The sequence below is a fragment of the Pseudomonas sp. KnCO4 genome (assembly GCF_045344305.1).
GTDB classification, from domain to species: Bacteria; Pseudomonadota; Gammaproteobacteria; order Pseudomonadales; family Pseudomonadaceae; genus Aquipseudomonas; species Aquipseudomonas anuradhapurensis.
This window is the reverse complement of sequence record NZ_CP174199.1, coordinates 5,075,069-5,098,015: the sequence shown is the minus strand read 5'-3', so window position 1 is coordinate 5,098,015 and position 22,947 is coordinate 5,075,069. Positions and strand designations below refer to the sequence as shown.

Annotated in this window: 18 protein-coding genes and 1 pseudogene; 11 read left to right on the top strand and 8 right to left on the bottom strand. The window is 63.6% G+C overall.

The features are described 5' to 3' along the window. The first annotated feature begins 121 nt into the window (after positions 1-121). The 10 genes from tkt (at position 122) to ACJA3S_RS23515 (ending at position 10,553) form a co-directional block, all read left to right on the top strand. Positions 122-2,119 carry a transketolase gene (gene tkt, locus ACJA3S_RS23560; RefSeq protein ID WP_406820175.1) on the top strand — a complete coding sequence of 666 codons (1,998 nt, stop codon included), beginning with the start codon at positions 122-124 and terminating at the stop codon, positions 2,117-2,119. A 154-nt stretch (positions 2,120-2,273) separates the two neighbouring features. After that, a complete protein-coding gene (gene epd / locus ACJA3S_RS23555; protein WP_406820174.1) occupies positions 2,274-3,335 on the top strand; it encodes an erythrose-4-phosphate dehydrogenase in 1,062 nt (353 codons plus the stop codon). 12 nt (positions 3,336-3,347) lie between these two features. Next, positions 3,348-4,511 (top strand): phosphoglycerate kinase, encoded by a 1,164-nt coding sequence (locus ACJA3S_RS23550; protein WP_406820173.1) that lies wholly within the window; start codon positions 3,348-3,350, stop codon positions 4,509-4,511. After that, the gene (locus ACJA3S_RS23545; RefSeq protein ID WP_170033128.1) at positions 4,511-4,762 is read left to right on the top strand and encodes a hypothetical protein; all 252 of its coding nucleotides are present in this window, start codon (positions 4,511-4,513) and stop codon (positions 4,760-4,762) included. The genes ACJA3S_RS23550 and ACJA3S_RS23545 overlap by 1 nt, the downstream gene beginning before the upstream one ends. A 161-nt stretch (positions 4,763-4,923) precedes the next feature. Then, positions 4,924-5,253, top strand: a complete 330-nt coding sequence (locus ACJA3S_RS23540) for an MliC family protein (RefSeq protein ID WP_170033126.1) — start codon at positions 4,924-4,926, stop codon at positions 5,251-5,253. 100 nt (positions 5,254-5,353) lie between these two features. Then, complete coding sequence (gene fba, locus ACJA3S_RS23535) at positions 5,354-6,418, top strand: class II fructose-bisphosphate aldolase (protein ID WP_170033124.1); 1,065 nt, start codon at positions 5,354-5,356, stop codon at positions 6,416-6,418. Between the two features lie 246 nt (positions 6,419-6,664). Further along, a complete protein-coding gene (locus tag ACJA3S_RS23530) occupies positions 6,665-8,791 on the top strand; it encodes a putative bifunctional diguanylate cyclase/phosphodiesterase (RefSeq protein ID WP_406820172.1) in 2,127 nt (708 codons plus the stop codon). 39 nt (positions 8,792-8,830) lie between these two features. Continuing rightward, positions 8,831-9,331, top strand: coding sequence for a M48 family metallopeptidase (locus ACJA3S_RS23525; RefSeq protein WP_406820171.1), 501 nt, complete (start codon positions 8,831-8,833; stop codon positions 9,329-9,331). A gap of 12 nt (positions 9,332-9,343) precedes the next feature. Continuing rightward, positions 9,344-9,640 (top strand): helix-turn-helix domain-containing protein, encoded by a 297-nt coding sequence (locus ACJA3S_RS23520; RefSeq protein ID WP_170033118.1) that lies wholly within the window; start codon positions 9,344-9,346, stop codon positions 9,638-9,640. Between the two features lie 175 nt (positions 9,641-9,815). Further along, positions 9,816-10,553 carry a substrate-binding periplasmic protein gene (locus tag ACJA3S_RS23515; RefSeq protein ID WP_406820170.1) on the top strand — a complete coding sequence of 246 codons (738 nt, stop codon included), beginning with the start codon at positions 9,816-9,818 and terminating at the stop codon, positions 10,551-10,553. A 29-nt stretch (positions 10,554-10,582) separates the two neighbouring features. Here the strand turns inward: ACJA3S_RS23515 and yccS are convergent, their stop codons facing one another. The 8 genes and pseudogenes from yccS to ACJA3S_RS23475 form a co-directional block, all read right to left on the bottom strand. After that, positions 10,583-12,766, bottom strand: coding sequence for a YccS family putative transporter (gene yccS, locus ACJA3S_RS23510; RefSeq protein ID WP_170033114.1), 2,184 nt, complete (start codon positions 12,764-12,766; stop codon positions 10,583-10,585). A gap of 83 nt (positions 12,767-12,849) precedes the next feature. Next, positions 12,850-14,031, bottom strand: a complete 1,182-nt coding sequence (locus ACJA3S_RS23505) for an NAD(P)/FAD-dependent oxidoreductase (protein ID WP_406820169.1) — start codon at positions 14,029-14,031, stop codon at positions 12,850-12,852. Between the two features lie 135 nt (positions 14,032-14,166). Continuing rightward, complete coding sequence (dbpA, locus tag ACJA3S_RS23500; RefSeq protein ID WP_406822300.1) at positions 14,167-15,504, bottom strand: ATP-dependent RNA helicase DbpA; 1,338 nt, start codon at positions 15,502-15,504, stop codon at positions 14,167-14,169. Between the two features lie 112 nt (positions 15,505-15,616). Continuing rightward, a complete protein-coding gene (gene mdtD, locus ACJA3S_RS23495; RefSeq protein ID WP_406820168.1) occupies positions 15,617-17,044 on the bottom strand; it encodes a multidrug transporter subunit MdtD in 1,428 nt (475 codons plus the stop codon). 127 nt (positions 17,045-17,171) lie between these two features. Then, positions 17,172-18,491, bottom strand: a complete 1,320-nt coding sequence (locus ACJA3S_RS23490) for a TldD/PmbA family protein (RefSeq protein ID WP_406820167.1) — start codon at positions 18,489-18,491, stop codon at positions 17,172-17,174. Next, a complete protein-coding gene (locus ACJA3S_RS23485) occupies positions 18,488-19,933 on the bottom strand; it encodes a TldD/PmbA family protein (protein ID WP_406820166.1) in 1,446 nt (481 codons plus the stop codon). The genes ACJA3S_RS23490 and ACJA3S_RS23485 overlap by 4 nt, the downstream gene beginning before the upstream one ends. A 31-nt stretch (positions 19,934-19,964) precedes the next feature. Continuing rightward, the gene (locus ACJA3S_RS23480; protein ID WP_406820165.1) at positions 19,965-21,767 is read right to left on the bottom strand and encodes an acyl-CoA dehydrogenase; all 1,803 of its coding nucleotides are present in this window, start codon (positions 21,765-21,767) and stop codon (positions 19,965-19,967) included. Between the two features lie 148 nt (positions 21,768-21,915). Next, positions 21,916-22,119 (bottom strand): annotated as a pseudogene (locus tag ACJA3S_RS23475) (transposase); the annotation flags it as partial. 200 nt (positions 22,120-22,319) lie between these two features. Between ACJA3S_RS23475 and ACJA3S_RS23470 the strand changes: the two are divergent. After that, positions 22,320-22,754, top strand: coding sequence for a hypothetical protein (locus ACJA3S_RS23470; RefSeq protein ID WP_406820164.1), 435 nt, complete (start codon positions 22,320-22,322; stop codon positions 22,752-22,754). Positions 22,755-22,947 lie beyond the last annotated feature (193 nt).

Sequence of the window (22,947 nt, the reverse complement as noted above, 5' to 3'; positions counted from 1 at the left end):
AGCCCGATCACAGGAAAATCCCCCGACTGCGACCATACGTCATTGCCCCAAGCCCCCCCAGTGGGCGAAAATGGCCGCCTTTTTCGTGACACCACCTATTCAAGCCCCCAGGAGATCAGCGATGCCCAGCCGTCGTGAACGTGCCAACGCCATTCGTGCCCTCAGCATGGATGCCGTGCAAAAGGCCAACAGCGGCCATCCAGGTGCCCCCATGGGCATGGCGGATATCGCCGAAGTGCTTTGGCGCGACTATCTGAAGCACAACCCGAGCAACCCGAATTTCGTCGACCGCGACCGCTTCGTACTGTCCAACGGCCACGGTTCGATGCTGATCTACTCGCTGCTGCACCTGACCGGCTACGACCTGTCGATCGAAGACCTCAAGGCCTTCCGCCAGCTGCACAGCCGCACCCCGGGCCACCCGGAATACGGCTACACCCCGGGCGTCGAGACCACCACCGGCCCGCTCGGCCAGGGTATCGCCAACGCCGTGGGCTTCGCCCTGGCGGAGAAAGTGCTGGCCGCCCAGTTCAACCGTGACGGCCACACCATCGTCGACCACAACACCTACGTGTTCCTTGGCGACGGTTGCATGATGGAAGGCATTTCCCACGAAGTCGCCTCGCTGGCCGGTACCCTTGGCCTGAACAAGCTGATCGCCTTCTATGATGACAATGGCATCTCCATCGACGGCGAAGTGCACGGCTGGTTCACCGATAACACCCCGGCGCGCTTCGAAGCGTACAACTGGCAGGTGATCCGCAATGTCGACGGCCATGACGCCGACGAGATCAAGACCGCCATCGAGACCGCCCGCAAGAGCGATCGCCCGACCCTGATCTGCTGCAAGACCATCATCGGTTTCGGCTCGCCGAACAAACAGGGCAAGGAAGACTGCCACGGCGCACCACTGGGCAACGACGAAATCGCCCTGGCGCGCAAAGAGCTGAACTGGAACCACGGCCCGTTCGAAATCCCGGCCGACATCTACGCCGAGTGGGACGCCAAGGCCGCCGGTGCCAAGGCTGAAGCCGAGTGGAACCAGCGTTTCGAGGCCTATGCCAAGGCTTACCCAGAGCTGGCTGCCGAGTTCCAGCGCCGTGCTGCCGGCGAGCTGCCGGCCGACTTCAGCGAGAAGGCCCAGGCCTACATCAATGAAGTGGCGGCCAAGGGCGAAACCATCGCCAGCCGCAAGGCCAGCCAGAACGCCCTGAATGCCTTCGGCCCACTGCTGCCCGAGTTCCTCGGCGGTTCGGCTGACCTGGCCGGTTCCAACCTGACCCTGTGGAAGGGCTGCAAGGGTGTCGAAGCCAACGATGCCAGCGGCAACTACGTGTTCTACGGTGTGCGCGAGTTCGGCATGACCGCCATCATGAACGGCGTTGCCCTGCACGGCGGCCTGGTGCCTTACGGCGCGACCTTCCTGATGTTCATGGAGTACGCCCGCAACGCCGTGCGCATGTCGGCGCTGATGAAGCAGCGCGTAATCCACGTCTATACCCACGACTCCATCGGCCTGGGCGAAGACGGCCCGACCCACCAGCCGATCGAGCAGCTGACCAGCCTGCGCAGCACGCCGAACCTGGACACCTGGCGCCCGGCCGACGCGGTGGAATCCGCCGTGTCCTGGAAATACGCCCTGGAGCGCAAGGACGGCCCTTCGGCACTGATCTTCTCGCGCCAGAACCTGCAGCACCAGGCGCGTGACGCCCAGCAGATCGCCGCCATCAGCCGCGGCGGCTACGTGCTCAAGGACTGCGCCGGCGAGCCTGAGCTGATCCTGATCGCCACCGGTTCGGAAGTGGGCCTGGCGGTTCAGGCGTTCGACAAGCTGACCGAGCAAGGCCGCAAGGTGCGTGTGGTTTCGATGCCGTGCACCAGCGTGTTCGATGCCCAGGATGCCGCCTACAAGCAGTCGGTATTGCCGCTGGAAGTGGGGGCGCGCATTGCCATCGAAGCCGCCCATGCCGACTTCTGGTACAAGTACGTTGGCCTGGAAGGTCGCGTCATCGGCATGACCACCTACGGTGAGTCGGCCCCGGCCAGTGCGCTGTTCGAGGAGTTCGGCTTTACCCTGGACAACATCCTGGGCACCGCCGAAGAGCTGCTGGAAGACTGATTCAGACTGTGCGAGGCGAGGGCGTTGCCCTCGTTTCGCGACGCAAGGCCGCTCCTACAAGGTATGGCGTACACCGTACCCTGTAGGAGCGGCCTTGTGTCGCGATGGGCCGCAACGCGGCCCCAACAGCCATCATGCGTTAGCGAGCCAACGAATGCCCCACCCGCGTCCCTACAAAGTTGCACTCAACGGTTATGGCCGTATCGGCCGCTGTGTCCTGCGCGCGCTGTTCGAGCGGGGGGCGAAGGCCGGTTTCGAGATCGTCGCGCTGAACGACCTGGCCGACCAGGCCAGCCTGGAATACCTGACACGCTTCGACTCCACCCACGGGCGTTTTCCCGGTGAGGTGAAGGTCGATGGCGACTGTCTGCATATCAATGGCGATTGCGTGAAGGTAATGCGCAGTGCCACCCCGGAAGGCATCGACTGGGCCGCCCTGGGCATCGACCTGGTGCTGGAGTGCTCCGGCGCCTACCACACCCGCGCCGATGGCCAGCGCTTCCTCGATGCCGGTGCACCGCGGGTGCTGTTCTCGCAGCCGATGGCCAGCGAGGCCGACGTCGACGCCACCGTGGTCTACGGCATCAACCAGGCCTGCCTGACCGGCCGCGAGCGCCTGGTGTCCAACGCCTCGTGCACCACCAACTGCGGCGTGCCGCTGCTGCGCGTGCTGGACCAGGCGTTCGGTATCGAGTACGTGCAGATCACCACCATCCACTCGGCAATGAACGACCAGCCAGTGATCGACGCCTATCATCACGAAGACCTGCGCCGTACGCGTTCGGCCTTCCAGTCGGTGATCCCGGTGTCCACTGGTCTGGCGCGTGGCATCGAACGCCTGCTTCCGGAACTTGCCGGGCGAATCCAGGCCAAAGCGGTACGCGTACCGACCGTCAACGTCTCGTGCCTGGACATCACCCTGCAGACTGCCCGTGATACCAGTGCGGCCGAGGTCAACCGGGTGTTGCGCGAGGCGGCGCTGGAAGGCCCGCTGAAAGGCTTGCTGGCCTATACCGAGTTGCCGCACGCCAGCTGTGATTTCAACCATGACCCCCATTCGGCGATCGTCGATGCCAGCCAGACCCGTGTTTCCGGCCCGCGCCTGGTGAACCTGCTGGCCTGGTTCGACAACGAATGGGGGTTTGCCAACCGTATGCTCGACGTTGCCGAACACTATCTGCACGTCGTCCACCCCACCCGCAACAAACAGCCCTGAAGGACTGCATTCATGACCGTGTTGAAGATGACCGACCTCGACCTGCAAGGTAAGCGCGTACTGATCCGCGAAGACCTCAACGTGCCTGTGAAGGACGGTGTGGTTGCCAGCGATGCGCGTATCCTGGCAGCGCTGCCGACCATCAAGCTGGCCCTGGAGAAGGGCGCGGCGGTAATGGTCTGCTCGCACCTGGGCCGTCCGACCGAAGGTGAATTTTCGGCCGAGAACAGCCTCAAGCCAGTTGCCGACTACCTGAGCAAGGCCCTGGGCCGTGAAGTGCCGCTGGTTGCCGACTACCTCGAGGGTGTCGAGGTCCAGGCCGGTTCCCTGGTGCTGTTCGAGAACGTGCGCTTCAACAAGGGCGAGAAGAAGAACGCCGACGAGCTGGCGCAGAAGTACGCCGCGCTGTGCGATGTGTTCGTCATGGACGCTTTCGGTACCGCCCACCGCGCCGAAGGCTCGACCCACGGTGTCGCCAAGTTCGCCAAGGTCGCCGCTGCTGGCCCGCTGCTGGCAGCCGAGCTGGATGCCCTGGGCAAGGCCTTGAAAGCCCCGGCCAAGCCGATGGCCGCCATCGTTGCCGGCTCCAAGGTGTCCACCAAGCTGGACGTGCTGAACAGCCTGAGCGCAGTCTGCGACCAGCTGATCGTCGGCGGCGGCATCGCCAACACCTTCCTCGCCGCCGCTGGCCACCCAGTGGGCAAGTCGCTGTACGAGCCTGACCTGGTCGACACGGCCAAGGCCATCGCTGCCAAGGTCAGCGTGCCGCTGCCGGTCGACGTGGTGGTTGCCAAGGAATTTGCCGAAAGCGCCGAAGCCACCGTCAAGGCCATTGCCGACGTTGCCGCCGACGACATGATCCTGGACATCGGCCCGCAAACCGCGGCCAACTTCGCCGAGCTGCTGAAGTCGTCGAAAACCATCCTGTGGAACGGCCCGGTCGGTGTGTTCGAGTTCGACCAGTTCGGCAATGGCACCCAGGTGCTGGCCAAGGCCATCGCCGATAGCGCGGCATTCTCCATCGCTGGCGGCGGTGACACCCTGGCGGCGATCGACAAGTATGGCGTTGGCGCCGATATCTCCTACATTTCTACCGGTGGTGGCGCCTTCCTCGAGTTCGTCGAGGGCAAGGTCCTGCCGGCCGTGGCAATTCTGGAAGAGCGGGCCAAGGCCTGATGACGTCGGCGCTTGGCAAAGGGAGTGGCCTGATGGTCAAGCAATTGCCTGTGATGATGCTGGCTGGCCTGCTGAGCGCCTGCGCTGGCAGCCCGGCCTCCGACAGCGACCCGGCGCAACCGCCCAAGGGCGGCTGCTACCAGTCCGAGTGGCAAGCCGAGACCGTGCCGGTCATCAGCAAGCGCGTGGGCCCGGAAGGCCTGGAAAAGTACGACGAAGACCACCAGCGCAAGGCGCCGGGTTGCCCTTGATCGGGTAACAGGCAACCTGAAGGCTGATTTGTGGTCTTGAGCTAGGGGCCGCTGTGCGGTCCTTCGCGGGCTTCCCGCTCCCACAGGTACAGCGCGCTTGACCTGTGGGAGCGGGCAAGCCCGCGCAGGGCTGCACAGCAGCCCCAAATCGAGGAAGCTGAATGAAAGCGCTTTTGGCCGTGACGGCCCTGGCGACACTGGCAGGATGCTCGCTGCTGCAGCCGGCGCAACCCGCCCCGGCGGATGACTGGACCCGTTGGGTCTGCGACAGCCAGGCTGAAGTGCTGTGGCGCTTCGCCGATGCGCAACGTGACCAGGTTGATGTGCGCCTGGGTGGCGGTGACCAGGTCTACCGGCTCAAGGCCGAGCCCGGTGCATCGGGTGCGCTGTACAGCGATGGCATGCTGGCCTTCCATACCAAGGGCGAAGAGGGCCTCGTGTACTGGGTGGCGACCAACGATCTGATTGGGCGGGGCTGCAAGGCACCGTGACTGGCCGGGCCGCGAGGGTGGCCCACACAACTTGAACAGCAACCGCCCCTGCGGCAGGCTTGCACGAAACAAACGACGCTTGTCGGGAGAGAGATACACCATGGCACTCATTAGCATGCGCCAGATGCTGGACCACGCCGCCGAGTTCGGTTACGGCGTACCAGCTTTCAACGTCAACAACCTCGAGCAGATGCGCGCCATCATGGAAGCGGCCGACAAGACCGACTCCCCGGTGATCGTCCAGGCTTCGGCCGGTGCGCGCAAATACGCCGGCGCGCCGTTCCTGCGTCACCTGATCCTGGCTGCCATCGAAGAATTCCCGCACATCCCGGTGTGCATGCACCAGGACCACGGCACCAGCCCTGACGTCTGCCAGCGTTCGATCCAGCTGGGCTTCAGCTCGGTGATGATGGACGGCTCGCTGGGTGAGGACGGCAAGACCCCGACCGACTACGAGTACAACGTTCGCGTTACCCAGCAGACCGTGGCCATGGCTCACGCCTGCGGCGTTTCGGTAGAAGGCGAGCTGGGCTGCCTGGGTTCGCTGGAAACCGGCATGGCCGGTGAAGAGGACGGCATCGGCGCCGAAGGCGTGCTGGACCACAGCCAGATGCTGACCGACCCTGAAGAGGCTGCGGACTTCGTCAAGAAGACCCAGGTCGACGCCCTGGCGATTGCCATCGGTACCAGCCACGGTGCCTACAAGTTCACCAAGCCACCAACCGGTGACGTACTGGCGATCGACCGCATCAAGGAAATCCACAAGCGCATCCCCAACACCCACCTGGTGATGCACGGTTCGTCCTCGGTGCCGCAAGAGTGGCTGGCGATCATCAACCAGTACGGCGGCGACATCAAGGAAACCTATGGTGTGCCGGTCGAGGAAATCGTCGAAGGCATCAAGTACGGCGTGCGCAAGGTCAACATCGACACTGACCTGCGTCTGGCTTCCACCGGTGCCATCCGCCGCCACATGGCCATGCACCCGAGCGAGTTCGACCCACGCAAGTTCTTCGCCGAGACCGTGAAGGCCATGCGTGACGTGTGCATCGCCCGCTACGAAGCTTTCGGCACCGCCGGCAATGCCTCGAAGATCAAGCCGATCTCCCTGGAAGGCATGTTCCAGCGCTATGCCAAGGGCGAACTGGCCGCCAAGGTCAACTGATCGACTGGCAACACGGAAAACCCGCAGAAATGCGGGTTTTTCTTTTTTCGCGTTTAGAACATTGCTGCTGCCGTACAGGCTCGGCCCACAGGCGCTGGATAAATCAGGGCGAACCGACCGTTAGTCGGCTACGGTACAGTTAAGTCCCTGATAGCGTTCTGATTGCATTGCGTGTTATTCGCGTAGAGCTAGAGTACTAATGGATCCAAGTGTATTTTGAAGTCGGTCACATAATCGAGAAGCAGCATGGATGGCGCTCACGCTCTACCACAGCCACTGGATGGCAATTCGGTTCTCCTGGTGGTAGACGATTACCCCGAGAACCTCATCAGCATGCGGGCCTTACTGGCCCGTCAGGATTGGCAGGTGTTGACGGCAAGTTCGGGTATGGAAGCCTTGAACGCATTGCTCGAACACGAAGTCGATCTGGTCTTGCTGGATGTACAGATGCCGGAAATGGACGGCTTCGAAGTCGCCCGGCTGATGCGCGGCAGCCAGCGTACCCGGTTGACGCCGATCATCTTCCTCACCGCCAACGAACAGTCCGAAGCGGCCGTGCTCAAAGGCTATGCCAGCGGCGCCGTGGACTACATGTTCAAGCCGTTCGACCCACAGATCCTCAAGCCCAAGGTCCAGGCCCTGCTCGAGCAGCAGCGCAACCGGCGCATGCTGCAACGCCTGACCCGCGAGCTGGAAGCGGCCACGGCGTTCAATGCGTCGATCCTGGAAAACGCCGCCGAGGGGATCCTGGTGGTGGATGCGCAGGGCATCATCAGCTTTGCCAACCCGGCCATATCCAACCTGTTGTCCACGCCGGTAGCACAGCTGCAGGGCGCCTGCCTGCTCGATCTGGTGCAACTGGCCAATGCCAGCCTGTGGGAAGACTCGGGCTTCTACCAGGCCTACCTGGGCAGGCAGATTTTCCGCGTGCATGATGCCCAACTGCGCACCTCTGGCGGTGAGCTGTTGCCAGTGGCGTTGTCCTGCGCGCCGCTGCCGGTCGACCAGCAGGCCATGGTGGTGACGGTGCTGGACATGTCGGTAGTGCGCAACCTGCACCAGCAGCTGGAGTACCAGGCCGTGACCGACCCGCTAACCGGCCTGCTCAACCGCCGCGGTTTCTACCAGGCCGCCGAAGGCGTGCTGTTGCGCAACGAGCGCTCGGACAAGTCGCAGGCGTTGATGTACATGGACCTGGACGGCTTCAAGCGTATCAACGACTCACTTGGCCACGACGCCGGTGACCGGGTGTTGCGCTGGGTTGCCGAGCAGCTCAAGGACTGCCTGGGCAGCGAGGCGCTGCTCGCGCGCATGGGCGGTGATGAATTCACCGCGCTGTTCGACGGCCTGCCCTACCCGGAGCAGGCCGGGCGGTATGCCGAGCGGCTGTTGGAACGCGTGTCCATCAGCCACGAGGTGGACGGCTTCGACGTATGCCTTGGGGTCAGCATCGGCATCGCCACCTACCCGGACTGCGGGGCCAACGTCGAGGGCCTGTTGCGTGCTGCCGATGCGGCGATGTATGCGGCCAAGCAGGCGGGGCGCCAGCAGTACCGCTTCTACGACCAGGAACTCAATGGCCGGGCGCGTTCCCGACTGATGCTCGAAGACAGCGTGCGCGCGGCCATCGAGCAGCAGGACTTCACCCTGGTGTACCAGCCGCAGGTCGCTTTCGCTGACGGTCACCTGCGCGGCTTCGAGGCATTGCTGCGCTGGCAGCACCCCAGTGTTGGCGATGTACCGCCGGGGTTGTTCATTCCGCTGCTGGAGGAAGCGCGCCTGATCAACCGCCTTGCCAGCTGGATCTACCGTCAAGGTGCAGCCCAGCGCCAGGCCTGGTGCCAGCGCTTTGCCGCAGACCTGGTGCTGGGTATCAGCCTGAGCCGTGCGCAATTCGTCATGCCGGGCCTGGTCGAGGAATTGCAGCGGGTAATCCAGCTGTACCAGCTGGACCCGACGCAGCTGGAAGTGGAAGTGGCGGAAACTTCGTTGATGTACAACATCGATGCGGCGGTGAAACAGATCCACCGCTTGCGCGAACTGGGTGTACGGGTAGCGCTGGACGATTTTGGTGCTGGCGACTGTTCGTTGCGCATGTTGCGCGACCTGCCGATCGATACGCTCAAGCTCGACCGCCACCTGGTGGCGCGCCTGCCCGACTCGGCGATGGATGCCGCGCTGGTGCGCAGTGTTATCAGCCTGTGCGCCGACTATCGCATCACGGTGATCGCCGAAGGCGTGGAAACCCCGGTTCAGGCGGCCTGGCTGAAGGCCAATGGTTGCCAGTACGTGCAGGGGTTCCTGGTGGCTTACCCGATGACTGCAGCGGATGCCAGCAGTTTCCCGGCGATTTTCTCCTGGCCCAAGCCTTGATTGGCTAGAATCGGCATTCGCCATACCGAAAGCCGTGCCATGACTGTATTACGTTACCTGCAAGCCTACCCCCCGCACCTGCAGCAGCAGGTGCGGCAGATGATCGACAGCGGTCGCCTGGGCGAGTATCTGCAGCGCCGCTACCCTGACCGCCATGATGTACAAAGCGACAAGGCGCTGTATGGCTATACCCAGGACCTGCGCCAGCAATACCTGCGCAGCGCGCCGAACCTGGACAAGGTGCTGTTCGACAATCGCCTCGACCTGACCCACCGGGCCCTGGGCCTGAATACGGCGGTGTCCAGGGTGCAGGGCGGCAAGCTCAAGGCGAAGAAGGAAATCCGCATTGCCTCGCTGTTCAAGGAGGCAGCGCCGCAGTTCTTGCGCATGATCGTGGTGCACGAACTGGCACACCTGCGCGAGCGTGATCACAACAAGGCGTTCTACCAGCTCTGCCAGCACATGGAGCCGGACTACCACCAACTGGAATTCGACCTGCGCGTCTACCTGACCTATCGGGAGCTGCCGGGCAACTGTTAAGGACCATGCAGCATGGAAGTGAGCAAGACCAAGAGCAGCTTCTACCGGCGCCTGTACGTGGCCTGGCTGATCGACAGCCAGACCGCAACCAGCGTGCCCGCCCTGATGGAGGCTACCGGCATGCCACGGCGCACCGCCCAGGACACCATCGCCGCCCTGGCCGACCTGGATATCGTCTGCGAGTTCGAGCAGCAGGCAGGCGCGCGCAATCACGCCGGGCACTACCGTATTCATGACTGGGGGGCAATCGACAAACAGTGGATCATCCGCCACCTGCGGCAGATTCGCGAAGTGCTGGGTTACCCCTGAACAATCCGCGCCGTATGCGCAATGTTGCCTGCCGGATATGGGCTTCGGCCAAAATAGAGGCTAAATGACACTATTGGCCGCTGTCCTGTGCACGCGCTTTGTGTAATCTCATCGGCAGTTGCAACGAAAACCGCCCTGACAATGTGTGCTCCCTCATTGCAAAAAGGACTTGAGCATGCGGCCACTGCTATGTGTTCTGGGATTACTGGCAATGATGCTGGCAACTCCCGCCCTGGGTCTGGACAAGCTGCGCCTGGTGGCAGACAACTGGCCACCGTTCACCGACGCCGGTATGCCGGGCGGCGGCCTGGCGACCAGTATTGTCACTACCGCGCTGACCAGGGCCGGCTATGCCAGCGAGTTCGAAGAGGTGCCGTGGGCGCGGGCGTTGCTTGGCATAGGCGAAGGGCGCTACGACGTGCTGATCAACGCCTGGTACAACGATTCGCGCGAACGTATCGGGCAGTTTTCCTCCGCCTACCTGAATAACCGCATTCGCCTGCTGCAGCGCAAGGGCGAGGCGTTCCGCTATGAACGCCAATCCGATTTGTACCCCTACAGCATTGCCGTGGTGCGCGGATACGCCTATTCCCCGGAGTTCGACAATGACACCCAGCTGCGCAAGGTGCCGGTGCGCAACTTTTCCTCGGCGGTGCGCATGTTGGCAGCAGGGCGGGTGGACCTGGCCGTGGAGGACGAGTACGTGGCTCGGTACAACCTGGAGCGCGAACCGCAGGAGGTGCATGATGGGGTAATGCTGGTACAGCGGCCCTTGGGCGAAAATACCCTGCACATCCTGGTGAGCCTGAAGCACCCCGAGCATGCCCGGATCGTCGAACGGTTCGAACGCGCGATTACGGCGATGAAGGCCGATGGCAGCTATGCGCGGCTGCTGCACCAGTATGGGTTCTGACCTCTGGCGCCTGTGCAAGCCGCACAAGATCAGCCCGGCGCACCTTCCTTGATCAGGTGCGCTGCCAAGGTCCGCAGGGGCGCCAACTGCCGGCAGATCAAGGCCAACTGCGTCTGTACCAGGCGTTGGTGTTCGTCCAGCTCTTCCGGCATCTGTTCCAGGGTATTGGCCAGCGCCTCTTCGGCGTCACTGTGAATCGCCACCGGCGACCGCGCGGCCAGGCCATTGGCGATCTCGTCCAGGCTGCTGGCCAGGCTTTGCCCGGCACCTTCGATCAATTGTTCCTGCACCTCCGCCGGCAAGGCGGTATCGCGGTGCGCGCCCAGCCCGGAGAGGTAGCTGAGCAAGGTATGCGACAGCACCAGGAAGCGGAAACCGACGTCGGCTTCCTTGCGGAAGTGCCCCGGCTCCATGAGCATGTTGGCCAAGGTGGTGGACAGTGCCGCGTCGGCGTTGTGGGCGTTACGCCGGGCCAGGCGGTAGGCCAGGTCGTCGCGCTTGCCGTGGGCGTACTGCTGCATGATCTGGCGCAGGTACACGCTGGCGCAGGTCAGGGTATTGGCCAGCACCTTGTTCAAGCGTCGCCCCTGCCAGTCGGGCAGGAACAGGAATACCGCAAGAATGGCGATCAGGCTGCCCACCAGGGTATCGAACAGGCGTGGCAGGAACAGGCCGTAACCGTCGCCGATCTGGTTGAAACAGAACAGCACCATCAGGGTGATGGCTGCCGTGGCCAAGGTATAGCGGGTGGTGCGGTTGACGAAGAACACCACCCCGGCGACCACGGCGAACAGCGACTGCACGACCGGGTTGGGAAACAGGTCGAACAACGCCCAGCCGACGGTAAGGCCGAAGGCGGTACCGACTATCCGCTGCCCCAGCTTGCGCCGGGTTGCACCGTAGTTGGGCTGGCAGACGAACAGGGTGGTGAGGATGATCCAGTAGCCTTGGGTCGGGTGGATCAGGTGCACCATGCCATAGCCGATCGACAATGCCAGCGGCAGGCGCAAGGCATGGCGGAACAGCAGTGAGGTCGGGGTCAGCTGGGTGCGCAAGCGCGTCCACACGTCCTTCAGCGAACGTGGCGAGCGGTCGAGCAGGCTGCTGTCGCTGGCATCGGCCAGGCTGTCCGGGTTGCTGGCGGCACTGAGCAGGCGGTCCAGCGTCGCCAGGTTGGCCGCCAGCGCCCTCAGCGAGCGCAACAGGCCGCGCCAGGCCGGGTTGCTCTGGATGCGCAGGTGTTCCAGCGAGGCGTTGAGGTCTTCGAGGGCTTCGGGATAACCGCTGGCCAGGACGAACGGCTGGCGCAGGCGGATCGAACGGGCCAGCTCCTGGCAGGACGAGCCCTGTTTGCGCAGCAGGCGTTGGCAGCGGAACATCACGTCGCTGTGGAAGAACGCCTCGGTCAGGGCGTTGTACGGGTAATGCGAGGCGCTGACCCGCTCATGGATGTCCTGAGCCAGGAAGTACAGCTTGAGGTAGCGGCTGACCTTGGAGTTGGGCTGGCTGTTGCCGACCCGGTGCAGGATGATTTCCTTGGCCGTGTTGAGGGCCGCCACCACCTTGCCGTTCTGCTGTGCCAGCTCCAGGCGCCGTGCTTCGATATCGAGGGTGCGGATGGGCTCGAACAGGCTGGCCTTGAGCTTGAGGTAGCTGCCCAGCTCGAAGAACAGCTTGGCCAGGCTCTGCTGCACCGGCTGGTTGGAAAACAGCGCCTGCCACAGCACCGACAGCAGCCCGTACCAGGCCGCACCTGCCACCAGCAGCAACGGTTCGTGCCAGAAGTCGGTAACCAGGCCGCCGCGCTGGTCCACACCGATCATGGTGTAGACCGAGGTGATCAAGGTCGCCGAGGCGATGGCGCCGTAGCGCTCGCCCAGCGCCCCGAGCATGGTCAGGCTGAAGGCGGCGACCGCCAGGGCAATGACGAAGATCCAGGGGTAGGGGAACAGCAGCTCGACTGCCAGCGCGGCGATCGCGAAACACACCAGGGTAACGGCCAGGGCGCTGAGGCGGCCCTGCCAGCTGTCATCGGTTTCCGCCAGGGCGCTGGCGATGATGCCGAGGAACAGCGGGATCAGCAGGGCCATCTCGTTCTGGTACCAGCACAGGGCCAGGCTGCCGGTGAGGGCGATGGTGACCCGGATGCTGTAGCTGAACTTGTCTTGGCCCCACAGGCGACGCAGTGACTGACGGAACGAGCTCGATGACATGATGGCCTGCTGGGCAGTGAGCGATTGAATGCATGGCGGCACGGTCAGCAAGAAGCGTTCCGTGCTGCTGAATGGATTCTACTCTACACGAACTGCGCAGCGGCATTGGCGGAGGCCCAGGCCCACTGGAAATTGAAACCGCCCAGGTGGCCGGTCACATCGAGTACTTCACCGATGAAATACAAGCCAGGGCTCTTCAGCGACTCCATGGTCTTGGACGACACTTCGCGGGTGTCCACCCCACCCAAGGTCACCTCGGCGGTGCGGTAGCCCTCGGTGCCGGCCGGTACTACCTGCCAGTTCGCCAGCTTGCCGGCGATCTGCGCCAGTTCTGCCGGGGTGTACTGCTTCATGGGCCTGGACTCGAACCACTGCTCGGCCAGCAGGTTGGCCAGCTTGCGGGTGAACACCTCGCCCAGCACGGTCTTCAGTTCGGCGTTGGCGCGTTCGGCCTGCATCTGTTGCAGCCAGGCCAGTGCATCGCGGTCGGGAAGCAGGTTGATCTCGAGCGTGTCACCGGCCTCCCAGAATGACGAGATCTGCAGGATCGCCGGGCCGCTCAGGCCACGGTGGGTGAACAGCAGGTTCTCGCGGAAGCTGGTGCCGTTGCAGCTGGCGGTGCAATCCAGCGAGGTGCCGGACAGCTCGGTGCACAGTGCCTTGAGTTGGGGCTCGGTGATGGTGAATGGCACCAGGCCGGCGCGGGTCGGCAGCAGGGTGTGGCCGAACTGGCGTGCCACCTGGTAGCCGAAGCCGCTGGCACCCAGGGTCGGGATCGACAGGCCGCCGGTGGCGATCACCAGCGACTGGCAGGCAAACTGGCCAGCGCTGGTCTGCAGCAGGTAGCCGCCTTCGGTCTTCTCGATCTGTTCGATGCTGGTGTGCATGCGGATCTCGGCACCAGCCTCGTCGCATTCGGCCAGCAGCATGTCGAGGATGTCGCTGGCCTTGTTGTCGCAGAACAGCTGGCCGAGCTTTTTCTCGTGGTAGGCCACGCCGTGCTTGCACACCAGCTCGATGAAGTCCCACTGGGTATAGCGGGCCAGGGCTGATTTGCAGAAATGGGCATTTTGCGAGAGGAAGTTGCCGGGCTCGGTGTACAGGTTGGTGAAGTTGCAGCGCCCGCCGCCGGACATGAGGATCTTCTTGCCCGGTTTGTTGGCGTGGTCGAGTACCAGCACCCGGCGGCCGCGACGGGCGCTGAGCTGGGCGCACATCAGGCCGGCGGCGCCGGCGCCGAGGATGATCACGTCGGTGGAGTGCACGGTGTTACCTCTTCAGGATTGCGGGGGCTGCTTTGCAGCCCTTGCGCGACACAAGGCCGCTCCTACAGGAGTTTGCGATCCCCTGCAGGAGCGCCCTTATGTCGCGAAAGGGTCGCAAAGCGGCGCAAAATCAGGTCAGACGATGCGGACTTTCAGGGAGCGCCCCTTGATCTTGCCGCTGTTCAGGCGCTGCATGGCCTGCTTGGCCAGCGGCCGCTCCACGGCAACAAAGGCCTGGAAGTCAAAGATTGCAATCTTGCCCACCTGCTTGCCCGGGATCCCGGCGTCGCCGGTCAGCGCGCCAAGGATGTCGCCCGGGCGCAGCTTGTCCTTGCGCCCGGCGGCGATGCACAAGGTGCTCATCAGCGGCAGCAGCGGCTCACCGCCCTTGCTCTTCAGGCTGTCCAGCTGGTCCCAGCGCAGCGGGCTTTTCTGCAGCGCTTCGATGGCCTGGGCGCGGTGGCCCTCGGCAGGTGCCACCAGGCTGACCGCAATACCTGTTTCGCCCGCGCGGCCAGTACGGCCCACGCGGTGTACATGGATTTCCGCGTCACGCGCCAGCTCGACGTTGATGACCATGTCCAGGCCGTCGATGTCCAGGCCGCGTGCTGCCACGTCGGTGGCCACCAGCACCGAACTGCTGCGGTTGGCGAACATGGTCAGCACCTGGTCGCGGTCGCGCTGTTCCAGATCGCCGTGCAGGGCCTGGGCAACGATGCCCTTGGCGGTCAGGTGGGCGACCACGTCCTCGCACTGCTGCTTGGTGAAGCAGAACGCCACGCAGGACTGCGGGCGGTAGTGGCCGAGCACGCGGGTGACGGCCTCCAGGCGTTGTTGCGGGTCGATCTCGATGAAGCGCTGCTCGATCTGGTTGTCGGTATGCAGGCTCTCGACCTTGACCTGTTGCGGGTTGCGCATGAAGTCGGCGGCCAGTTGCTTGATGCCGGCCGGGTAGGTGGCCGAGAACAGCAAGGTCTGGCGGCGCGACGGGGTCTTGCCGATGATGCTGGCGATGGCGTCGAAGAAACCCATGTCGAGCATGCGGTCGGCTTCATCCAGCACCAGGGTGTTCAGGCCGTCGAGTACCAGGGTGCCCTTGTCCAGGTGCTGCTGGATGCGCCCCGGGGTGCCGACGATGATGTGCGCGCCATGCTCCAGCGAAGCGATCTGCGGGCCCAGCGAAACGCCGCCGCACAGGGTCAGGATCTTGATGTTGTCCTCGGCGCGGGCCAGGCGGCGCAGCTCCTTGGCCACCTGGTCGGCAAGCTCGCGGGTGGGGCACAGCACCAGCGCCTGGCAGCCGAAATAGCGCGGGTTGATCGGGTTGAGCAGGCCGATGCCGAAGGCGGCGGTCTTGCCGCTGCCGGTCTTGGCCTGGGCGATCAGGTCCTGGCCCTTGAGGATGACCGGCAGGCTCTCGGCCTGGATCGGCGTCATCGAGGCATAGCCGAGGGCGTCCAGGTTGGCCAGCATGGCAGCGGACAGCGGCAGGGAAGCAAAGGCGGTGGAGTCGGTGGTCACGAGGCGGGCCTGCGTTGCGAAGCGAAAAATGCCGCATAGTCTACCAGCCTCGTGGCCATTCGCCCTACGACTCCATGTGTTGTTCCGGACGACGGGCACGCCTTCCGTCCGTCGGCGCCAGCTGCAGGAAGATCGCCGCCGCGAGCATGGCCATCACGCCAATGGTCACGAAGGTCAGCTGGAATGCGCCCAGGGTGGTTTCCACACCCTCGGCGCTGCCGGCAGCGGTGAAACCACCCAGCAGCGCACCGGCACAGGCCACGCCCAGGCTCAAGGACAGCTGCGCCACCACCGACAGCAGGCTGTTGCCGCTGCTGGCGCTGGCGTCGTCAAGGTCGATCAGGGTCACCGTGTTCATCGCCGTGAATTGCATCGAGTTGACGGCTCCAAGCAGGCCGAGCTGAAGCAGCAATACGGCATAAGGGGTTTGCTCGTCGACCAGGCCGAGGCTGGCCAGCAGCACGCCCAGCAGCAAGGTGTTGCCGGTAAGAATGATGCGGTAGCCAAGGCGTTCGATCAGCGGCCGGGCGATGGACTTGGCGAGCATGGCCGCCGCGGCCAGCGGAATCATGCTCATGCCGGCCTGGGCCGGCGAGTAGCCCAGCGCCACCTGCAGCAGCAATGGCACCAGGAACGGCAGGGCGCCACTGCCCAGGCGGGCGAACAGGTTGCCGAGGATACCGATGGCAAAGGTGCGCACGCGGAACAGGCTGGGCGAGAACAGGGGCTCCGGGTCGCGCCCAGCGCGTAGCCAGTAGGCCGCCAGGCAGGCCATGCCGGCGAACAGCAGCAACATCACCCGCAGGTGTGGCAGGTGCAGTTCACCCAGGCCCTCCATGGCGATGGTGATCAGCACCATCGCCGCGCCAAACAGCAGGAAGCCCGGGCCGTCGAAGGTCGTGCGTTCGGCGCCGCGCAGGTCGGGGATGAACTTCCACACGGCATAGCAGCCGACCAGGCCGACGGGCAGGTTGAGCAGGAAGATCCAGTGCCAGCTGAGAATCTCCACCAACCAGCCGCCGACTGTCGGGCCCAGCAGCGGGCCGAGCAGGCCGGGAATGGTGATGAAGCTCATGATGCGCACCAGCTCGGTGCGTGGATAGGCACGCAGCACCACCAGCCGCCCGACCGGCAGCATCAGCGCACCGCCCAGGCCTTGCACCACCCGGGCAAAGATCAGGAAACCGAGGCTGTTGGCCGCTGCGCACAGCAGCGAGCCGAAGCTGAACAGCAGGATGGCGCTGAAGAAGATGCGCTTGGTACCGAAGCGGTCGGCGATCCAGCCCGAGGCGGGGATCAGCAGGGCCACGGTGAGCATGTAGGCGACGATCACGCCTTGCATGCGCAGTGGGTCTTCGGCCAGCGAGCGGGCCATGGCCGGCAATGCGGTATTGAGGATGGTGCCGTCCAGGGACTGCATGAAGAAGGCGATGGCCACCACCCAGGGGATCCAGCGGGCGGTAACGGGGTCCAGCGGGGTGCGTTCGGGCATGACTTCCTCGTTTGTCAGTACCGGCCCTTTCGCTGGCACGCCCGCTTTCACCGGTAGCGCATCGCATTCGATGAGGGTGCAATACCGGTGGGAACGGGCGTGCCCGCGAAGAGGCCGGTGGTGTCTATCACAATGTCAGAGTCAACCCTTTGACCAGCGCCCCCGGCAAATGACTCGACCCGGTACTGCGCTGCCCATAGGTGCTGGTCGACAGGATCATCTCGCGTTCGCGGGTCAGGTCCTCCAGCTGGCTGCCGAGCAGGCTGTACAGGCTGTCATCGAAGCGCATGGTGCGCACCGGCCCCTGGATCTGCCCATTTTCCACCCAGAACGTGGCGAAGCGGGTCAGCCCGGTCATCCGCGCTGCCGGCAGGTCGGAGTAGTTCAGGTACCACAGGTTGCTGATGTACAGCCCGGTGCCGAGCCGCTCAAGCACCTGTTCGCTGGGCAAGCCACCTGGTGCAAGGCTGAGCGCGCATGGCGATTCGTAGCTGTCGGCGCCATTGGCCAGCAGCTCGAATTCAGCCGAGCTGCGTGCGCTGACCAGCCGTTGCCGTGCCTCGCCTTGCTGGATCAACGGCACGTCCAGGCGCGGCGAGCCTTCATCGGAGAACGCCGGGCTCAGTGAGCCGCTGACCTGCTCGCTGAAACTCACCAGCGGGCTCAGCCGCGCATCGCCGTTGTAGAGGCGCTGCAGGGCGCTGTTGCCGGTGGCCAGGGCCTGCGCAGAAAAGCCGCCCCAGCACAACATGCCAGCGATTTCGTCCATCGCCGCCGGGGCCAGGTAAGCGCGGTAGCTGCCAGGCTTCAGGGTTACTGCTGGGCGGCCGAGGAAGCCCAGTTGTTCGCGTGCCTGGCGCAGGCGCGTGGTGAAGTCGTCAGCGCGCCACAGCTGCCCTGCGTAGTTGGCCTTCACCGCCTCGCCATTTGCGTGGAACAGGCTCCAGTCGACGTTGAAGCTGTTGGCCTGATGCCAGCCGAAGGCCCCGAACGAGCTGGCGAAGCCCCGGCAGATGGGGCCGGCGGCATAGATGCCGACCAGGTCCAGGTCGCCGGCTTCGCGTTCGAGCAGGGCCAGTACTTCCTGCAGTTCGGGCAGCGGCTGTTGCTGCTGGCTGTGGCTGTGCCAGGCGCTTTGGTCCACACGCAGGTATGGGTCGACGGCCAACAGCGGCAAGGTCTGGCGCAGTTGCTCAAGGGCAGTGTCCAGGCGCTGGCTATCGAGTAGCGGGTCACCACTCAAGGTCAGCTGTTGCTCCGCCTGACGGCCATCGCGGATCAGGCGCAGTTGCGCACTGGCCTGGCTCACTTCGCCGGCCTGGCGCACCTTGGCGTGATTGAAGCGTACGAACTGCGACTGCTCGGCACTGTAGCCGAGGGTGAACTGCTCGCCCGTCTGCAGGGCTTTGTTCAGCTCCGCCACCAAGTTTTCGAAAGCGTTCTTCACGAGGCGTCTCCTCCGAATACATCGATCTGGCGGAACACGCAGGCTGGCGAGGCGTGACCAACCCGTACCACCTGGTTGGGTTCGCCCTTGCCGCAATTGGGTGTACCCAGCACCTGGAAGGTACTGCGATCACCGACCGCCGCCAGGTTACGCCAGAAATGTGCGGAAATGCCGCGGTAGTTGGGGTTCTTGACGATGCCCTTGAGTTCGCCATCCTCGATCAGCTGGCCCCATTCGCAGCCGAACTGGAACTTGTTGCGCGCGTCGTCGATGGACCAGGAGCGGTTGGTGCGCATCAGGATGCCTTGCTCGATGCCCTCGATCAGCTGGCTCAGCGACTTGTCCCCCGGCTCGATGTTGAGGTTGGCCATGCGGTCGATCGGCGCACGGTTCCAGCCGCAGGCGCGGCTGTTGGCCACGCCGTCGAGGCCGGAGCGGAACTGCGACAGCGCACCGCCCAACGGGCGCAGCAACAGGCCGTCGCGGATCAGGAACTGCTTGCTGGCCGGGGTCCCGTCGTCATCGAAGCTGTAGCTGGCCAGCTCTTCGCCGATGGTCGGGTCGAAGGTCACGTTCAGCAGGCTGGAGCCGTACTGCAGGTGGCCGAAATCGCTGGTTTTGACGAAGCTGGTGCCGGCGTAGTTGCGCTCGTCGCCGAGGATGCGGTCCAACTCCAGCGGGTGGCCGATCGATTCGTGAATCTGCAGCATCATCTGGTCCGGCATCAACAGCAGGTCACGCGGGCCGCTGGGTGTGTTCGGCGCCAGCAGCAGCTGCAGCGCCTCGTCTGCTACCCGGCGGGCGGCGCCGACCAGGCCGCAGCGCTCGATGACCTCGAAGCCGCCCTGCTGGCCGAAGTTGTCACGGCCCAGGCTGCGGCTCTGGCTGTCCTGGCCGTCGCTGGCGGTGACCCCGACGCCGGGGAACAAGAAGCGTTGCGCATGGCGCAGTTGCGCGCCGGCCGAATTCAGGTAGGTCTGCTCGACCAGGCTCATGCCCAGGCTGGCTTGCCAGTCCACCAGGCGGTTGTCCTTGGGCACGCTGGCCGATTCTGCCGCGAGCAGGCCAAGGCAGTCGGCAAGGGAGGGCACAGGCTGGTCGAAGTTGGGCGAAATGTGGTCATGCTGGGCACTGGTCACTGCCTGCCCGCGCAGGTCCAGCAGGCTGTGGCGGGCGATCTGCCGGGCCAGTGCCTCGGCTTGCTCCAGCGCGCGTTGCAGGCCGGCCTGGGACAGGTCGGCGGTGGCGGCATAGGCTTCCACGCCGTTGATCCGCACGGTGAGCATGGCGCCTTCGTCCTGGCTGAACAGCGGTGGCTCAGCGACATTGCGGCGTACCGACAGGGCCTGGTGCGACTGTTTCACATGACGCAGGGAAAACAACTCGGCCGTACTGCGCAGCGCGGTAAAGCGCTGGCGCAGCAGGGCGCTGGAATCGAACATTCGGAAGCCTCCGTGTACACGGTGGCTCCCCCTAGAACCACCCGTCTTGCATGGCGAGGCAGGTATCGTCGCGCGCCTCGAGCAATGCCAGCTCATTATGGCAGCCTGGTACTTCCCAGGTCAGGAAATAACGCGCGGCCTGTAGCTTGCCGAGGTAGAAGTCGCGGTCGGTGGGGTTGTCTTTCATTAACCCGAGGTCGGCGTGGATCGCCTGCTCCAGCCAGCGCCAACCGATCACGCAATGGCCGAAGGCCTTCAGGTATAGCGCCGAGTTGGCCAAAGCATTGGTGATCTTGCCCTGGGCCAGGTCGCCGAGCAGGGCCAAGGTTACGGCTTGCAGGCGGGTGACCAATTGTTCCAGTGGCTGGCGCAGCAGGTCGAGGTTGGGGTGATGGCTGGCGCGCTCGCCGGTGGCGGCGATCAGGCGGATCAGTTGCTTGAGCCCAGCACCGTTGTGCTGTGCCAGCTTGCGGCCTAGCAGGTCAAGCGACTGGATGCCCTCTGTGCCTTCATGGATGGGGTTCAGGCGGTTGTCGCGATAGTACTGCTCGACCGGGTATTCACGGGTGTAGCCGTGGCCGCCAAGAATCTGGATCGCCAGTTCGTTGGCCTTGAGGCAGAACGTCGAAGGCCAGGACTTGACGATCGGGGTGAGCAGGTCGAGCAGCTCTTGCGCCTGTTTACGGGCGCTTTCATCGGCGGCGGTATGGCTGTCGTCGAACAGGCGAGCGGCGTACAGGCCCAGGTCGAATGCACCTTCCACATAAGCCTTCTGGGCCAGCAGCATGCGCTTCACATCCGTGTGCTCGACAATCGGCACCGCCGGGCTGTGCGGGTCCTTGTTGTCCGGTAGCCGGCCCTGCGGCCGCTGGCGGGCATAGTCCAGCGAGTACAGGTAACCGGCGTAGCCGAGCATCACTGCGCCCATGCCAACGCCGATGCGCGCTTCGTTCATCATCTGGAACATGCAGGCCAGGCCTTGGTGCGGCTGGCCGACCAGGTAGCCGACGCACTGGCCGTTGTCGCCGAAGTTCAGCGCGGTGGACGTGGTGCCACGCCAGCCCATCTTGTGGAACAACCCGGCCAGCAGCACATCGTTGCGTGGGCCGCGGCTGCCGTCCGGGTTGACCAGGTACTTCGGCACGATGAACAGCGAGATACCTTTCACCCCGGGCGGGGCGTCCGGCAGCTTGGCCAGGACCATGTGTACGATGTTTTCCGACAGTTCGTGGTCGCCGCCGGAAATGAAGATCTTGTTGCCCTTGAGCCGGTAGCTGCCATCACCGGCAGGCTCGGCACGGGTGCGGATATCGGCAAGCGAAGAGCCGGCATGGGGTTCGGTCAGGGCCATGGTGCCGAAGTAACGGCCCTCGATCATTGGCTGCAGGAACAGGCGCTTCTGTTCTTCGCTGCCGAAGCTTTCGATCAGGTTGGCTGCGCCCATGGTCAGGAACGGGTAGGCCGTGGTGCCTGCGTTGGCGGCCTGGAAGTGGGCGAAGCAGGCCTGTGAGACCAGGCTGGGCAACTGCATGCCGCCGACTTCGAAATCGCGGTTGGCGTTGAGGAAGCCGGCTTCGAGGAAGGCGTCGATGGCAGGTTTCACTTCCGGGATCAGTTCGGCGCGGCCGTCCACATAGCGCGGCTCGTTTTCGTCGGCCTTGCGGTTGTGCGGGGCGAAGAACCTTTCGGCGATGGTGCGGGCGGTGGTGAGCGCCGCATCGAAGGTTTCGCGGCTGTGCTCGGCAAAGCGCGGGCGCTGGGTCAAGGCTTCGGCGTCGAGTACTTCGTAGAGTTCGAAGGCCAGGTTGCGGGGGCTGAGCAGGGTCTCGGGCATGGTCGCGGTCCTGAGGTGGGATGCTGCGAGTCTAGGCGGACAGAGTGGCGTGGGGGGAGGTTAATAGGTTTGGGTGATGTGGCTTGAGAAAGTGTAATGAGGCCTGCGGTTTGGCATCCGTACCGGTGCTGCTCTCCATGACACTCCAATCGATCAAGCCTTCCTCATTCAATCTCAGATGCAAGCGTTTGAGCATCTGATCGAACGTCCCCAGATTTCGCCAGCCGCGAAACCGTTGATACACCGTTGTCCAAGGGCCGAAGCGCTCTGCCATGTCTCGCCACGCAGCGCCCGAACAGAGCATCCAAAGCACGCCATCAAGCATCAGGCGGTCGCTCAGGCGGGGCCGCCCCCCGACTATGGGAGGGCATTACAAAACCTCAGCGTTCGCAGTGCGGCAATTGGGTTTCTCGGATTTCGTACGGAACCTAGTACGGTGTTCCGCACGGTTTTGTTAAAAACTCAACTGTCATTTTTGCCAGTTGTGCTTGATGTGAATGGCGCTACTGTAAGAGTGTTTGTTAAGTTAACTTTAATCAAAGAGGTGCGAACATGTCAGTCAAAGTGCCGGATCTTAGACTTTTTGGGCTTAAGTCGATTTTTTCACGCGATAAGTTGGATTATGCGGAACAGCGCTTCACCGGAAAGTTGACGCGTCCAGATGGATCCGTTTTAGATATAAACAGTGACAAAGCCTTTGTTGATTATGAATGGGATAAATATATACAGGTGGTAGGAGATATCGGGCCGCAGAGCTATTTTGTGTTCAATATTCCGCCCGCTCTCAAGGATGGAGAGTACTCTGCTGACGAGAGTGGTGTGTTGGTGGCGGGGCCGATCGATGGAATGCTGATGAGCTGGGAGGGTAAAGTCGGCATTTATCGGAAAGACAGATTTGTTGTGAGGTTTTCAGGAGAATCAACAATGGGGTATAGGATGGAGGATCTTCGCATCGATTTGAAAAATTACATGCCAGTCGAGGTCTGAGCTTTTGCGTGTCAGTTCTTGGTGTGCTGGCCGGCATGCCAACCAAAAAGAAAAGCTTGCATGAAAAGGGAGAGCCGAAACTCTCCTTTTTCATAAACCCTCAGCCGTTCTTTCTGCGCCTGTGAGATCGAGCGCCCGCGCGGCGCATCGCCGGAAAGCCGGCTTCCACATTTGTTTCGAGCCAGTATCTCCT

Excerpts from the sequence above, each read along its gene's own strand:
- ACJA3S_RS23540 (WP_170033126.1), top strand. The coding sequence starts at position 4,924 with ATGAAAGCGCTTTTGGCCGTGACGGCCCTGGCGACACTGGCAGGATGC.
- tkt (WP_406820175.1), top strand. The coding sequence starts at position 122 with ATGCCCAGCCGTCGTGAACGTGCCAACGCCATTCGTGCCCTCAGCATG.
- fba (WP_170033124.1), top strand. The coding sequence starts at position 5,354 with ATGGCACTCATTAGCATGCGCCAGATGCTGGACCACGCCGCCGAGTTC.
- ACJA3S_RS23545 (WP_170033128.1), top strand. The coding sequence starts at position 4,511 with ATGACGTCGGCGCTTGGCAAAGGGAGTGGCCTGATGGTCAAGCAATTG.
- ACJA3S_RS23525 (WP_406820171.1), top strand. The coding sequence starts at position 8,831 with ATGACTGTATTACGTTACCTGCAAGCCTACCCCCCGCACCTGCAGCAG.
- ACJA3S_RS23530 (WP_406820172.1), top strand. The coding sequence starts at position 6,665 with ATGGATGGCGCTCACGCTCTACCACAGCCACTGGATGGCAATTCGGTT.
- ACJA3S_RS23470 (WP_406820164.1), top strand. The coding sequence starts at position 22,320 with ATGTCAGTCAAAGTGCCGGATCTTAGACTTTTTGGGCTTAAGTCGATT.
- ACJA3S_RS23485 (WP_406820166.1), bottom strand. The coding sequence starts at position 19,933 with ATGTTCGATTCCAGCGCCCTGCTGCGCCAGCGCTTTACCGCGCTGCGC.
- mdtD (WP_406820168.1), bottom strand. The coding sequence starts at position 17,044 with ATGCCCGAACGCACCCCGCTGGACCCCGTTACCGCCCGCTGGATCCCC.
- ACJA3S_RS23515 (WP_406820170.1), top strand. The coding sequence starts at position 9,816 with ATGCGGCCACTGCTATGTGTTCTGGGATTACTGGCAATGATGCTGGCA.
- ACJA3S_RS23550 (WP_406820173.1), top strand. The coding sequence starts at position 3,348 with ATGACCGTGTTGAAGATGACCGACCTCGACCTGCAAGGTAAGCGCGTA.
- ACJA3S_RS23520 (WP_170033118.1), top strand. The coding sequence starts at position 9,344 with ATGGAAGTGAGCAAGACCAAGAGCAGCTTCTACCGGCGCCTGTACGTG.
- dbpA (WP_406822300.1), bottom strand. The coding sequence starts at position 15,504 with ATGCTGGCCAACCTGGACGCCCTCGGCTATGCCTCGATGACGCCGATC.
- ACJA3S_RS23480 (WP_406820165.1), bottom strand. The coding sequence starts at position 21,767 with ATGCCCGAGACCCTGCTCAGCCCCCGCAACCTGGCCTTCGAACTCTAC.
- yccS (WP_170033114.1), bottom strand. The coding sequence starts at position 12,766 with ATGTCATCGAGCTCGTTCCGTCAGTCACTGCGTCGCCTGTGGGGCCAA.
- epd (WP_406820174.1), top strand. The coding sequence starts at position 2,274 with ATGCCCCACCCGCGTCCCTACAAAGTTGCACTCAACGGTTATGGCCGT.